Source organism: Nocardioides allogilvus, assembly GCF_003047285.1.
GTDB classification, from domain to species: Bacteria; Actinomycetota; Actinomycetes; order Propionibacteriales; family Nocardioidaceae; genus Nocardioides; species Nocardioides allogilvus.
This window is the reverse complement of record NZ_PZYX01000003.1, coordinates 254,436-267,208: the sequence shown is the minus strand read 5'-3', so window position 1 is coordinate 267,208 and position 12,773 is coordinate 254,436. Positions and strand designations below refer to the sequence as shown.

The following is a 12,773-nucleotide window of genomic DNA, read 5'->3' as shown; positions in this document are numbered from 1 at the left end:
AGTCCCCGCTTAACCGGGGACTCCTGCACCTCTTGGGGAACTTTGACGCGTCAGGCGGGGTAGGTGCCCCCGGCCTCGGCCACGGCGACCACGGAGGCCGGCGGCTCGAAGCGCTCGCCGTACTTCGCGGCGAGCTCGCGGGCCCGGGCCACGAAGCCGGCCGGGCCACGGCCCGCTGCGCCCTCGAAGCCGTTGACGTACTGGATCGCGCCACCGGTCGCGGGCGGGAAGCCGATGCCGAAGATCGAGCCGATGTTGGCCTCGGCGGCGGAGCGCAGGACGCCCTCGTCGAAGCACTTGATCGTCTCGATGGCCTCGACCACGAGCTGGCGGTCCTGGATGTCCTGGAGCGGGATCTGCTCCTCGGCGACCGGGAACTCCTCGGCCAGGCCCGACCACAGGCCCAGGCGCTTGCCGGACTCGTCGTAGTCGTAGAAGCCGGCGCCCTTGAGCTTGCTGGAGCGACCGAGCTCGATCATCTTGTCGATGACCTTCTCGGCACCGTTGACGACCCAGGTGCCGCCGTCACGCTCGACGGCGTCGCGCGAGGCCTTGCGGATCTTGGCCATGAGCTCCATGTTGAGCTCGTCGGTGATCTGCAGCGGACCCACGGGGAAGCCGGCCATGGTGGTGGCGCGGTCGATGCTGACCGGGCTGACGCCCTCGCCGAGCATCGCGATGCCCTCGTTGATCTGGGTGCCGATGACGCGCGAGGTGTAGAAGCCACGGCTGTCGTTGACGACGATCGGGGTCTTCTTGATCAGCTGGACGATGTCGATCGCCTGGGCGATCGCGGTGTCGCTGGTCTCCTTGCCGGCGATGATCTCGACCAGCGGCATCTTGTCCACCGGGGAGAAGAAGTGCAGGCCGATGAAGTCGGCCGGGCGGTCGACGCCCTGGGCCAGCTCGGTGATCGGCAGCGTCGAGGTGTTGGAGCACAGCAGCGCGTCGGGGTTGATGTGCTCGGCGATCTCGGCGAACACCTTGGCCTTCAGCGACGGGTCCTCGAAGACGGCCTCGATGACGAGGTCGCAGCCCTTGGTGTCAGCGGCGTTGTCGGTCGGGGTGATCCGGGCGAGCAGCTCGTCGGACTTCTCCTGCGTGAGCTTGCCGCGGGAGACGGCCTTCTCGTTGATCTTCGCGGAGTAGGCCTTGCCGCGCTCGGCGGACTCCAGCGCGACGTCCTTGAGGACGACCTCCATGCCGGCCCGCGCACAGACGTAGGCGATGCCCGCGCCCATCATGCCGGCGCCAAGCACGGCGACCTTGGTGGGCTTGAAGGCAGGCACACCCTCGGGACGCAGCGCGCCGGAGTTGATCTGCTGCAGGTCGAAGAAGAACGCCTGGATCATGTTCTTCGCGTTCTGACCGGTGACGAGCTTGGCGAAGTAGCGCGACTCGATGCGGGCCGCGGTCTCGAAGTCGACCTGGGCGCCCTCGACGGACGCGGCCATGATCGCCTCGGGAGCGGGGAACTGCGCACCCTTGAGCTGCTTCTTCAGACCGGCCGGGAAGGCGGGCAGCATCTGCGCGAGCGAGGGGTGCGACGGCGTACCACCGGGCATCTTGTAGCCCTTGCGGTCCCAGGGCTGGGTCGCGGCCTCGTCGTTGTCCTTGTTGGCCAGCACCCACGCCTTCGCGGCGGGGAGCAGCTCGTCCTGGGTGGCGACGAGGTCGTGGACCAGGCCCTTGGCCTGGGCGGCCGCAGGCTTGTAGCGCTGGCCCTGGAGCAGGACGTCCATGAGGGCGGACGAGACGCCGAGGAGGCGCGTGACGCGGGCGACGCCGCCGCCGCCGGGCAGCAGGCCGAGGGTGACCTCGGGCAGGCCGATCTCGTAGCGACCGTCGACCGCGATGCGGTGGTTGAAGGCCAGCGCGATCTCGAGGCCGCCGCCGAGCGCGGCGCCGTTGATGGCCGCCACGGTCGGCACGCCGAGCTTCTCGATGCGACGCAGCTGGGCCTTGAGGGCCTGGCTCTTGTCGAAGATCTCCTGCGCCTGGTCGGGGCCGACCGACAGCAGGTCCTTGAGGTTGCCGCCGGCGAAGAAGGTCTTCTTGGCAGACGTGATCACCACACCGGTGATCTCGCCCTTCTCCTCCTCGAGGCGGGCGACGGCCTCCTCCATGCTGCGGCCGTACAGCTCGTTCATCGTGTTGGCGCTGGCGGTCGGGTCGTCGAGGGTCAGCACGACGATGCCGTCGGCGTCGCGGTCGTACCGGATGGCGCTCTGGTTCTCAGTCATCTCTTGTCAGGTTCCTTAGGAGTTCGGGTCCGGTGTCAGACGCGCTCGACGATGGTGGCGATGCCCATGCCGCCGCCGACGCAGAGCGTGGCCAGGCCACGACGCAGGTCGCGGCGCTCGAGCTCGTCGACCAGGGTGCCGAGGATCATGGCGCCGGTCGCACCGAGCGGGTGGCCCATCGCGATGGCGCCACCGTTGACGTTGGTGATCTCGTGGGAGATGCCCATGTCGCGCATGAAGCGCATGGCGACGGCGGCGAACGCCTCGTTGATCTCGAACAGGTCGATGTCCTCGACGCCCAGGCCGGCCTTGGCCAGCGCCTTGCGGGCAGCCGGCGCGGGTCCGGTCAGCATGATCGTCGGGTCGGCGCCGCTGACCGCGGTCGCGATGACGCGGGCGCGGGGGGTGAGGCCGAGGTCGGTGCCGACCTGCTCGGAGCCGATCGCGATCAGCGAGGCACCGTCGACGATGCCCGAGGAGTTGCCGGCGTGGTGGACGTGGTTGATCTTCTCGATCCAGTGGTACTTCTGCAGCGCCACGTCGTCGAAGCCCAGGTCGCCGTGGAAGGCGAAGGACGGCTTCAGGCCGGACAGCGACTCCACCGTCGTGCCGGGGCGGATGAACTCGTCGCGCTCGAGCACGGCGAGGCCGTTGACGTCGCGGACGGGGATGACCGAACCGTCGAAGTAGCCGTTGGCCTGCGCCTTGGCCGCGCGGGCCTGCGACTCGGCGGCGTAGGTGTCGACGTCCTCACGGCTCCAGCCCTCGACCGTGGCGATCAGGTCGGCGCCGATGCCCTGGGGCACGAAGTGGGTGTCGAGCGCGGTGCGCGGGTCCATCGCCCAGGCGCCACCGTCGCTGCCCATCGCCACGCGGCTCATCGACTCGACGCCACCGGCGAGGATCAGGTCCTCCCAGCCGGAGCGGATCCGCTGCGCGGCCTGGTTGACGGCCTCGAGGCCCGAGGCGCAGAAGCGGTTCAGCTGCACACCAGCCGTGGTGTCGGGGTAGCCGGCAGCGATCACCGCGGTCTTCGCGATGTCGGCGCCCTGGTCGCCCACGGGGCTGACGACACCGAGGACGACGTCGTCGACACGGGCGGGGTCGAGTCCGGGGTTTCGGGTCTTGACCTCGTCGAGGAGGGTGACCACGAGATCGATCGGCTTCACCTCGTTGAGGGAGCCGCCGGCCTTGCCCTTGCCACGCGGGGTGCGGATGTGGTCATAGATGAATGCTTCTGCCATGCAGTGATTGTGACACCATTACTGTCACAATGGTCAAGGGGTGTGGCCTGATTCACTACGATCGGCACCCACGACCAGGTCCGGAGGAGGTACGCCGCATGGCACCCGCAGCATTCGACGAGCTCCAGCAGCCGCTGCTGCTCACGCTCGACGAGCTGACCGAGCGGGTCGGCATCAGCGTGCGCAACATCCGCTTCTACACCAGCAAGCGGCTCGTGCCACCGCCGCTGCGCCGCGGTCGCTCGGGCTACTACACCGCCGACCACGTCGCCCGGCTCGAGCTCGTCCGCGAGCTGCAGAACCACGGCTTCACCCTCTCCGCGATCAAGGGCTACGTCGATCGCATCCCCGAGGACGCGACACCGTCCGACATCGCGCTGCACCTCTCGCTGCTCGCCCCGGTGACCGGCGAGAGCGACGTCGACGTCCATGACGGACTCGTCGGCATCGGCGTACCCACCTCCGCTGCGGAGGCGGTCGCCGAGGTCTATGCCCGCCACGGCCAGCAGGTCGCCGACGAGCTCTCCGAGATCGTGCGCCGCCACGTCTGGCCGGCCGTGCGCGACGCCGGCGGAGACGTGGAGACCCTGCGCGAGCTGGTCCACCGGCTCAAGCCGCTGACCATCGCGGGCCTGGTGAGCGCCTACGAGCAGGCGATGGACGCGAGCGCCGACTCCTACGAGCGCCGGGGATCGGCCCAGCGCACCTGATGACCGGCGCCGCCGTCTACCTCATCCTCGGCCTCGCGCTGCTGCTCGCGATCGTCCTGCCGCAGGCGACCCGGCGCATCGCCCTGTCGCCCCCGATGGTGCTCGTCGCGGTCGGCATGCTGATCGGGCTGCTGCCGCTGCCGGACGGGGTGAGCCTGGAGCCGGAGGCCAACCGGACGGTCATCCTGCACGTCACCGAGCTCTGCGTCCTGGTGTCACTGATGGGCGTCGGCCTGGCGATCGACCGCGCGCTCGACCTGCGCTCGAGGACGTCATGGCGCACCTGGTCCCCGGTCTGGCGGCTCCTCGCTGTCACGATGCCCGCCACGGTCCTTGGCGTCGCACTGATCGGGTGGTGGGTCGCGGGCCTGGCGCCGGCCGTCGCGCTGCTGCTCGGTGCCGTGCTGGCACCGACCGACCCAGTGCTCGCCTCGGACGTGCAGGTGGGTGAGCCGCTCACCGAGGACATCGGCGACGCTGAAGATCCCGACGACGACATCCGGTTCTCGCTGACGGCCGAAGCGGGCCTCAATGACGGGCTGGCGTTCCCGTTCGTCCACCTCGCGCTGCTGCTGCTGGCGGGGGGCTTCGCAGTCCTCGATGCCGGCACCTGGCTGGGCTGGTACGTCGTCGGCAAGATCGTCCTCGGCGTTCTGGTCGGCCTCGTGGCCGGGTGGCTTCTGGGCCGTCAGGCCTTCCGGGCCCGCACGGACAGCCTCCGGCTGGCCGACCACGGCGAGCCACTGCTGGCTCTGGCCGGGCTGCTGGCGACGTACGGCGCCGCGGAGCTCCTCGGGGGCTACGGGTTCCTGGCCGTCTTCGCGTGCGCGATGAACCTGCGCGCAGCCGAGCGGCGACACTCCTACCAGCGGGAGATGCACGCCCTGGTCGAGCGGCTCGAACGCCTCATCACCTTGCTGGTGCTGCTCGTCCTCGGCATGGCGATGACTCGCGGGCTGCTGGCACACCTGGACTGGCGTGGGGTGGCGCTGGCCCTCGCTCTCGTGCTGGTGGTGCGGCCACTGGCCGGGTACGCCGCACTCTCCACGCTCCCGCGAGCAGAGCGGCTCGTCGGCGGGCTGAGCCGGGGCGAGCGACTGGCGGTGGCGTTCTTCGGCGTCCGCGGCGTGGGTTCGCTCTTCTACCTTGCCTACGCGACCAGCCACCACGACGTGCCGGGCGAGTCGTGGCTGTGGTCGACGGTGGCCTTCACCGTGGTCGTCTCCGTGCTCCTGCACGGGGTCACCGCGACGCCGGCCATGACGCGGCTGGACGCTCGCCGCGCTGCCGGCCGCTGAACCCGAGTCCTCAGGTCACCGACAGCGACGCCGCCCCCAGGCCGCCGACCTCGACCCGGAACGACGAGTGGCCGGCGACCGGCACCGCGTCGGTCATGGCACCGGCGAGCACGAGCGCGCCCGCCGGCAGGCTCTCACCGCGTGCCGCCAGGTGCTCGGAGAGGTGGACCAGGGCCAGGACCGGGTCGCCGAGGATCGCGGCCGGAGACGTGGTCGCGACGAGCTCGCCGTCGACGAACCAGCGCGCCTCCGCGCCGCGGACGTCGCGCAGCGGCGCCCACTCCCCGACCACGAAGCCGGCCGCACTGGTGTTGTCCGCCAGCACGTCGCCGAGCCGGAAGCGGTAGCCCGTCCAGCGCGAGTCGATGACCTCGAGCGCGACGGCGACACCGTCCACGACGTCCGCCACCTCGTCAGGTGTGATCGCGCGATCGAGCACGGCGCCGAGCCGGAAGGCGATCTCGGGCTCGACGCGCGGCTGCCCGAGGCTCGCGAGGTCCAGCACGTCGCCGGCCATCGCGTCGGTCAGGAAGCCGACGATGGGCTGGTGCACGCCCATGGTCTGCTGCTTGGCCGCACTGGTGAGGCCGAGCTTGGCGCCGACGACACGCTCCCCCGCGGCCGTCCGCGCGACGCGGTCGGCGTCCTGGACGGCGTGGCCCCACGCCTCGTCCACCCCGTCGAGGGTGTCGCTGAAACGCTGGAGGGTACGGCGATCGCCGCGCGCAGCAGCGAGGAGCGCCGCGGCCTCGTGCGGATCGAGGCTCATCCGAGCTCGCCGCGCGCGTAGCTGTAGGACGCCTCGACGATGCCGGCCACGACCTCGAGCTCCGCGTCGTCGCGGGGGCCGTAGACCATGAGGAACCCGGGCGAGAGGCGCACGCCCGCCCACATGTGCGACTGCGCCCAGCCCTGGGCGATCGCGTCGCCGGCCAGGTCGAGGGGCAGCGCGAGGTGGAGCGACCCGTCGTGCGCAGGGTGCAGGTGGGCGAACTCCTTGACCTCGGCGACCAGGAAGGCGTCGTCGGGGCCGTCGGCGGCGGGTGCGACGAAGCCGCGGGCGCCGGGGACCGAGATCATCGACTGCCCGCTCGTGATGCCGCCGAGTGCGGAGATCCGCTCGAACAGGGCCTCCTGCAGGTGCGCGGGAGAGTTGTCGGTGAGCTGGGCCTGGGGGATGCGGAAGTGCACCTGCGGCCGCTCCCCGGTCCGGGCGGGGAGCGTGCCGCCGGCCAGGGTCGGCCACGACACGGGCTGCGCGGCCAGGCCGACGGGCTCCGCCCCGCGCCGGGCCAGCCAGGCCAGGCGGTGCGTGAGCCACTCGGCGAGCTCGGCGGCCGTGCCCTGGGTGAGGCCGTGGCCACCCGGGTCGCGCCGGGCGGACGCGGCCGCGCCCGAGGCGCCGAGCAGGTAGGACCAGGTGCGAGCCAGCAGCTCGGCGGGGATGACGTGGTCCTGGTCGCCCTGGGCGACGAAGACCGGCAGCCCGGTCAGGCGGCCCGGCTCGACCGGGACGCCGGCATCCTCGAAGGGCAGCGTGCCGTAGAGGATCGCGGCAGCGGCGTACCGCGCAGGATCGGCGAGGACGAGTCCGCCGGCGAAGGCGGCTCCGCCACTGAAGCCCGCGAGGACCACGGGCCGGCCGGCGGGGGCGACCGAGTCGAGCCAGCCGCGGAACCACGCCATGGTCTCGGCCAGGCTCTCCGCGACCGGGCGGCCGATGCCGCGGTTGGCGAACCACGCATAGCCGCCGCCCTCGCCGATGGGCGCGCGCACAGCGGCGTACGACGGACCCTCCGGCAGGTGGCCGGCGAGCCCGATGATGTCGGTCTCGCTCGAACCGCGACCGTGCAGCAGCACGACCAGCGGGCGGGACGGGTCGTCCTGACCGGCGGCCCAGGCGACCACGGGGTCGGCGAAGGCGGTCATCGGGCCACGACCGGAATGTTGTCGGCTGCGGTGCGGACGCCCGCCCAGGCGCGGACCTCGGCGGCGAGGTCGAGCCGCTCGACCGGGGCCTCGTGCTCGAAGCGGCCCCAGTCCTCGCGCGGCAGCATCCACATCACCTCGAACTCGTTGCCGTCCGGGTCCTTGCCGTAGACGCTCTTGGTGGCGCCGTGGCTGGACTCACCCGTGTAGGCGTCGTGGTTGGCAAGGCTGAGCCGCGCCAGCTCGAGCTGCTCGATCGTGTCGACCTGCCAGGCGAGGTGGTAGAGCCCGATCCCCGGCCGCTTGACCTGGTCGGCGCCGATGCCGAACAGGCCGAGGTCGTGGTGGTTGCCGCCGTGCGTGAGGCGCAGGAAGGCCGCATGGGCACGGGGCTCCGTGGCTGCGACCTCCATGTCGAAGACCGAGGTGTAGAAGTCGATCGAGCGCTGGAGGTCGGCGACGAAGAGGACGGCGTGGTTGAGCCGGACCGCGGGGATGGGCATGGTGCTCTCGCTTTCGTTCGGGACCATGATAGTTGAAGGTTTAACCACTGTCATCCCGCATCCATTCCCGCCGCCGTGCGAGGCTGACCGGCATGACGACAGTCCTTGTGACCGGTGCGACCGGCTTCGTCGGTCGACGGGTGGTCCCCGCCCTGACCGACGCCGGCCACACGGTGCGCGCGATGACGCGCCGGCCCGAGGACTACGCCGGTACCGGCGAGCCCGTGGGCGCCGACGTCGACGATCCGGCGTCGCTCGCCGAGGCGCTGGCGGGCGCGGACGTCGCGATCTATCTCGTGCACTCGCTCGACGACCCCGACTTCGAGCGCAAGGACGCCCAGGCCGCGCGCAACTTCAGCCGCGCCGCGGCTGACGCCGGCGTGCGCCAGATCGTCTACCTCGGCGGGCTCGGCGCCGACGACGAGCACCTCTCCGCCCACCTGCGCTCGCGCCGGGAGGTGGAGGGCCTGCTCGGCACCGACGGCGTCCCGGTCACGACGCTGCGGGCCGCGATCGTCGTCGGCGACGGCGGCATCTCGTGGGAGATCACCCGCCAGCTCGTCAAGAACCTGCCCGCGATGGTCGTGCCGAAGTGGGTGCACACGTTGTCCCAGCCGATCGCGATCGACGACGTGGTGCGCTACCTCGTCGGCGTCGTCGACGAGCCGGCCGCACTCGGCCGGGTCTTCGAGATCGGCGGCCCCGAGCAGCTGACCTACCTCGAGATGATGCAGGTCGCCTCCGAGGTGGCCGGCGGCCGGCGCATCCCGATCGTCACGGTGCCGGTGCTGACCCCGCGGCTCTCGTCCTACTGGCTCGCGCTCGTCACCGACGTCGACGCCACGACCGGGCGCAACCTCATCGACTCGATGTCGACCGAGGTGATCGTGCGCGACACCTCGATCCGCGACCTGGTCCCCGGCGACCCGTTGACCTACGAGCAGTCCGTACGGCGCGCGCTGGCCGATCGTCAGGCTCGCCCGAGCTCAGCCGAAGATCGCGGGTAGCGCGAACAGCATCGCCACCGACCAGGTGACGTGCGTGAGGATCGGCGCGAGCACGCCGCCGCTCGCGCGTCGTTGCAGGCCGCACACGGCACCGAGCAGGACGGCGGCGAAGGCCAGCATGATGTTGCCGGTCGCGAGCGTGGCGACGAAGTAGGCCACGGTCGTCCACACGACAGGGTGGCGCGGGATCGCGGCATAGGCGGCGCCACGGAAGAAGAGCTCCTCGGCGACGCCGTTGACGACGGTGATCACCAGCAGCAGCGGGAGCGAGCCCTGGTCGGCGAAGTCGAGCACCGAGCGGACTTGCCGGTCGAGCCACTCGATCTCGCGGACGACGAGGCCGCCGACCACGAAGACCGCCGCCAGCAGCAGCCCGAGCAGCACCGGCGCGACGACCGGTCGCGCGTGCGTCGCGTCGCGGGGGATGCGACCGAGGTGGAGGCGGCCGCTGAGGACGGCCCCGATCGCCCAGACGAGCGCGAGCAGGGCCGTGCCGGCATAGAACAGGTCGCTGCCGGGCTCGATGCGCAGCGACCAGCCGAGCACGGCCGCCCCGACCAGCACCACGACGACGGTCACGACCTGACGTCGACGCAGGGCCTCGGTGGTGTCGCGCTGGTCGCGCGGCACCACGGTCCACAGGGATCGGCGCAGCCAGTCGAGCATGCTGCTCACCCTAGGACCCGGCCAGATACCGGGTCCGCACGTCCACTCCGGCTCCGCCCCCTCGACCGCAGTGCGGCCCCGGAGACGCAAAAGCGGTGGTGTGCCACCGCAGGAGTGGCAACACCACCGCAGTGCGGTGCTGTGGAGCGGCGGCCCGGGGGCCGACCGATCAGTGCGGGATCAGCGTCCGGAGAAGCCGGCAGCCGAGTGCGAGCGACCGCTGGTCGAGGCACCCTGGCTCCGGTTGCCGCCGCCACCGCCGCCGCCGCTGCGACGACCGCGACCGCCGCCGGTCGAACCGCCGGCCGAGCCGCCGGTCGAACCCTGGCCACCCTGGCCGCCACCGGAGCGACGACGCTGGCCGCCACCCGTGGAACCGGCGGAACCGCCGGTCGCGGTGGCGCCGCCGGTCGGGTTGCCCCGGCGCGACTGGCCGTTGGTCTGGCCGGTGCTGCGGGCGCGCTTGCGCTGGGCGTTGGCGCCGTTGGACGAACCGCCACCGGAGGGGGCGACGTCGGGGACGAGACCGCCGGGCGTGCTGCGCACACCGGGAGCGAGCTCGACCAGCATCGGGTGACCGGGGCCGTGCACCTTCGTGGTGGTGGGCTTGATGCCCGCGAGACGGGTCAGGTCGCGCACGTCGCGCACCTGCTCGTCCGTCATGAGGGTGATGACCGTGCCCTCGGCGCCGGCACGCGCCGTACGACCGGAGCGGTGCAGGTAGGCCTTGTGCTCGACCGGCGGGTCGGCGTGGATCACGAGCGCGACGTCGTCGACGTGGATGCCACGAGCGGCGATGTCGGTCGCGACGAGGGTCGCGGCCTTGCCGGAGTGGAAGGCCTCCATGTTGCGGGTGCGCGCGTTCTGCGACAGGTTGCCGTGCAGCTCGACGGTCGGGACACCGGACTTGTTGAGCTGGCGGGTCAGCGCCTTGGCACCGTGCTTGGTGCGGGTGAACACGACCGTGCGACCCGGCGCGCTGGTCAGGTCGACCAGGATCGGGACGCGCTGGTCGCGGTTCACGTGCAGCACGTGGTGCGACATCGTGGAGACGGTCGCCTGCGCCGAGTCGGCCTCGTGCGTGACGGGGTTGGTCAGGAAGCGCTTGACGATGACGTCGATCGCCTTGTCGAGCGTGGCGGAGAAGAGCAGGCGCTGGCTGTCCTGCGGCGTCTTGTCCATGATCCGGCGCACGCCGGGCAGGAAGCCCAGGTCGGCCATGTGGTCGGCCTCGTCGAGGATGGTGACCTCGATGGCGGACAGGTCGGCGTACTTCTGCTGCATCAGGTCCTCGAGGCGACCCGGGCAGGCGACAACGATGTCGATGCCCTTCTTCAGGCCGGTGGTCTGCGGGCCCTGGCTGACGCCGCCGTAGACGACGATCGTGGAGAGGCCGGCGGCGTCGGCCATCGGCTTCAGCGCGGCGTGGATCTGGCCCACGAGCTCACGCGTCGGGGCGAGGATCAGCGCACGCGGCTTGCGCGGCATGGCCGGCATCTTCGAGGCGTCGAGGCGCGCGACCAGCGGCAGCAGGAAGGCGTAGGTCTTGCCGGAGCCGGTGCGGCCCCGGCCGAGGACGTCGCGACCCGCGAGGGAGTCCGGGAGCGTCGCGGCCTGGATGGGAGTGGGGGTGGTGATGCCCTGCTTCTCGAGGATGTCGATGAGCATGGAGGGCACGCCGAAGTCGGCGAAAGACATGTGGAACCTTTTCGTTGGCGTCTCGCCAACACATCGCGCAGAGCGCGGCATGGCCTCGAAAGGATTTCGAGGTAAGCGGACCCGTGGTGTTGCTGGGCCTGCTGCGACTCGGGGCAAGACTGGCCGAGGCGACTTCGTCCACAACCTTAGTGGGACTCCTGATGTTCCTGTGAATCTTCGCGGTGTGACCTTCACGTCACTCCCCCGCTCGCTCGAAAGACAGCGGTGTCCGCCAGTCACTGGGTGACCGTCGGACACCGCCATCTTCGAGCGTTCAGGAGTCGCCCTTCTGTACGGCGGCGCCGCTCTCGATCAGGGCATCGACGTCTGCGACCCCCCAGGCCGTCAGGGCCTCGCGGGTGTGGGCACCGGCGCCCCCGGGCGGCATGGTGATCGTCGCCCCGGTCCGCGAGAAGCGCGGAGCCGGCGCCGGCTGGGTGATGCCGGCGCTCTCGACGAACGTGCCCCGGGCCGCGAGGTGCGGGTGGGCGGGGGCTGCGCTGAGGGGGATGATCGCGGCCACGCACGCGTCGGTGCCGTCGAAGACCTCCGACCACTCGGCCTGGGTCTTCTCCTTGAACCGCGCCGTGAGCGCCTCGCGGATCGCGCCGAGGTTCGAGAGGTCGTTGCGGTCCGGGAGGTCGATCTCCAGGCGCCGTACGAGCTCGTCGTAGAACTGGGGCTCGAGCGCCCCCACGCTCATGTGCTGGCCGTCGGCGGTCTCGTAGATGTCGTAGTAGGGCGTGCCGCCGTCGAGCAGGCCGCTGGCGCGCCGGTCGCTGGCGACCCCGAGCGTGGTCAGCGTCGTGGCCATCGCGTTGAGGTGGGCGGTGCCGTCGACGATCGCCGCGTCGACGACCTGGCCCTGCCCGCTGGTCTTCGCCTCGAGCAGCGCGGCGAGCACGCCGATGACGAGGTAGGTCGAGCCGCCGCCGAAGTCGCCGACGAGGTTGCCCGGGAAGTGCGGGCGGCTGCGGTCCTGGCCGAGGCCGTGCAGGGCGCCGGTGATGGCGATGTAGTTCATGTCGTGGCCGGCCGCTTGGCTCCACGGGCCGTCCTGGCCCCAGCCGGTCATCCGGCCGTAGACCAGGCGCGGGTTGCGTCCCCAGCAGTCGTCGGGGCCGAGGCCGAGCCGCTCGGTGACGCCGGGACGCATGCCCTCGATCAGCACGTCGGCGCTCTCGACGAGGTCAAGGACGGTGGCGACCGCCTCGGGCTTCTTGAGGTCGAGCGCGATGCTCGGGCGGCTCCGGGTCAGCACGTCGTGCTCACCGCTGCCGAACATGCCGCCACCCGGGCGATCGATCCTGATCACGTCGGCGCCGAGGTCGGCGAGGATCATGCAGGCGTGCGGGCCGGGCCCGATGCCGGCGATCTCGACGACCTTGACTCCCTTGAGCGGACCGGTGCCCTGACCGAGTTCATACGTCATGCACTGATCATGACACCAACACTGTCACGGTTGCGAGGGGCCG

General features: G+C 71.3%; 11 protein-coding genes. 3 read left to right on the top strand and 8 right to left on the bottom strand.

The genetic code is table 11. From position 1 onward, the window contains the following. Window positions 1–50 precede the first annotated feature (50 nt). On the bottom strand, window positions 51–2,243 hold the full coding sequence (locus tag C9J87_RS07765) for a 3-hydroxyacyl-CoA dehydrogenase NAD-binding domain-containing protein (protein WP_107705163.1): 2,193 nt from the start codon (window positions 2,241–2,243) through the stop codon (window positions 51–53). A gap of 35 nt (window positions 2,244–2,278) precedes the next feature. Then, window positions 2,279–3,487 (bottom strand): acetyl-CoA C-acetyltransferase, encoded by a 1,209-nt coding sequence (locus C9J87_RS07760; RefSeq protein WP_010834453.1) that lies wholly within the window; start codon window positions 3,485–3,487, stop codon window positions 2,279–2,281. Between the two features lie 98 nt (window positions 3,488–3,585). Between C9J87_RS07760 and C9J87_RS07755 the strand changes: the two genes are divergently transcribed. Together C9J87_RS07755 and C9J87_RS07750 are read left to right on the top strand one after the other, a co-directional pair. Next, window positions 3,586–4,197, top strand: a complete 612-nt coding sequence (locus tag C9J87_RS07755; protein ID WP_051204259.1) for a MerR family transcriptional regulator — start codon at window positions 3,586–3,588, stop codon at window positions 4,195–4,197. Next, window positions 4,197–5,495 carry a cation:proton antiporter gene (locus tag C9J87_RS07750; protein WP_010834455.1) on the top strand — a complete coding sequence of 433 codons (1,299 nt, stop codon included), beginning with the start codon at window positions 4,197–4,199 and terminating at the stop codon, window positions 5,493–5,495. Before C9J87_RS07755 ends, C9J87_RS07750 begins: the two co-directional genes overlap by 1 nt. A gap of 10 nt (window positions 5,496–5,505) precedes the next feature. Here the strand turns inward: C9J87_RS07750 and C9J87_RS07745 are convergent, their stop codons facing one another. Genes C9J87_RS07745 through C9J87_RS07735 form a run of 3 tightly spaced genes read right to left on the bottom strand, consistent with a single transcriptional unit; the run spans window position 5,506 to window position 7,927 of the window. Beyond that, window positions 5,506–6,264, bottom strand: a complete 759-nt coding sequence (locus tag C9J87_RS07745) for a 2-keto-4-pentenoate hydratase (protein ID WP_010834456.1) — start codon at window positions 6,262–6,264, stop codon at window positions 5,506–5,508. Then, a complete protein-coding gene (locus tag C9J87_RS07740; protein ID WP_010834457.1) occupies window positions 6,261–7,424 on the bottom strand; it encodes a luciferase domain-containing protein in 1,164 nt (387 codons plus the stop codon). Before C9J87_RS07740 ends, C9J87_RS07745 begins: the two co-directional genes overlap by 4 nt. Then, window positions 7,421–7,927 (bottom strand): VOC family protein, encoded by a 507-nt coding sequence (locus tag C9J87_RS07735; RefSeq protein WP_010834458.1) that lies wholly within the window; start codon window positions 7,925–7,927, stop codon window positions 7,421–7,423. The genes C9J87_RS07740 and C9J87_RS07735 overlap by 4 nt, the downstream gene beginning before the upstream one ends. A 92-nt stretch (window positions 7,928–8,019) precedes the next feature. Between C9J87_RS07735 and C9J87_RS07730 the strand changes: the two genes are divergently transcribed. Beyond that, the gene (locus C9J87_RS07730; protein ID WP_010834459.1) at window positions 8,020–8,934 is read left to right on the top strand and encodes an NAD(P)H-binding protein; all 915 of its coding nucleotides are present in this window, start codon (window positions 8,020–8,022) and stop codon (window positions 8,932–8,934) included. On the opposite strand, the gene C9J87_RS07725 is transcribed toward C9J87_RS07730, so the two are convergent. The 3 genes from C9J87_RS07725 to C9J87_RS07715 form a co-directional block, all read right to left on the bottom strand. Further along, window positions 8,914–9,600 (bottom strand): CPBP family intramembrane glutamic endopeptidase, encoded by a 687-nt coding sequence (locus tag C9J87_RS07725; protein WP_107705212.1) that lies wholly within the window; start codon window positions 9,598–9,600, stop codon window positions 8,914–8,916. The two genes, C9J87_RS07730 and C9J87_RS07725, sit on opposite strands and share 21 nt — an antisense overlap. A 180-nt stretch (window positions 9,601–9,780) precedes the next feature. Next, a complete protein-coding gene (locus tag C9J87_RS07720; RefSeq protein ID WP_107705162.1) occupies window positions 9,781–11,298 on the bottom strand; it encodes a DEAD/DEAH box helicase in 1,518 nt (505 codons plus the stop codon). A gap of 274 nt (window positions 11,299–11,572) precedes the next feature. Then, window positions 11,573–12,730, bottom strand: coding sequence for a CaiB/BaiF CoA transferase family protein (locus C9J87_RS07715; RefSeq protein ID WP_107705161.1), 1,158 nt, complete (start codon window positions 12,728–12,730; stop codon window positions 11,573–11,575). Between the last annotated feature and the right edge of the window lie 43 nt (window positions 12,731–12,773).

Bases quoted from the DNA above. Each gene is read 5' to 3' on its own strand.
- C9J87_RS07765 (WP_107705163.1), bottom strand. From the start codon at position 2,243: ATGACTGAGAACCAGAGCGCCATCCGGTACGACCGCGACGCCGACGGC.
- C9J87_RS07760 (WP_010834453.1), bottom strand. From the start codon at position 3,487: ATGGCAGAAGCATTCATCTATGACCACATCCGCACCCCGCGTGGCAAG.
- C9J87_RS07755 (WP_051204259.1), top strand. From the start codon at position 3,586: ATGGCACCCGCAGCATTCGACGAGCTCCAGCAGCCGCTGCTGCTCACG.
- C9J87_RS07750 (WP_010834455.1), top strand. From the start codon at position 4,197: ATGACCGGCGCCGCCGTCTACCTCATCCTCGGCCTCGCGCTGCTGCTC.
- C9J87_RS07745 (WP_010834456.1), bottom strand. From the start codon at position 6,264: ATGAGCCTCGATCCGCACGAGGCCGCGGCGCTCCTCGCTGCTGCGCGC.
- C9J87_RS07740 (WP_010834457.1), bottom strand. From the start codon at position 7,424: ATGACCGCCTTCGCCGACCCCGTGGTCGCCTGGGCCGCCGGTCAGGAC.
- C9J87_RS07735 (WP_010834458.1), bottom strand. From the start codon at position 7,927: ATGCCCATCCCCGCGGTCCGGCTCAACCACGCCGTCCTCTTCGTCGCC.
- C9J87_RS07730 (WP_010834459.1), top strand. From the start codon at position 8,020: ATGACGACAGTCCTTGTGACCGGTGCGACCGGCTTCGTCGGTCGACGG.
- C9J87_RS07725 (WP_107705212.1), bottom strand. From the start codon at position 9,600: ATGCTCGACTGGCTGCGCCGATCCCTGTGGACCGTGGTGCCGCGCGAC.
- C9J87_RS07720 (WP_107705162.1), bottom strand. From the start codon at position 11,298: ATGTCTTTCGCCGACTTCGGCGTGCCCTCCATGCTCATCGACATCCTC.
- C9J87_RS07715 (WP_107705161.1), bottom strand. From the start codon at position 12,730: ATGACGTATGAACTCGGTCAGGGCACCGGTCCGCTCAAGGGAGTCAAG.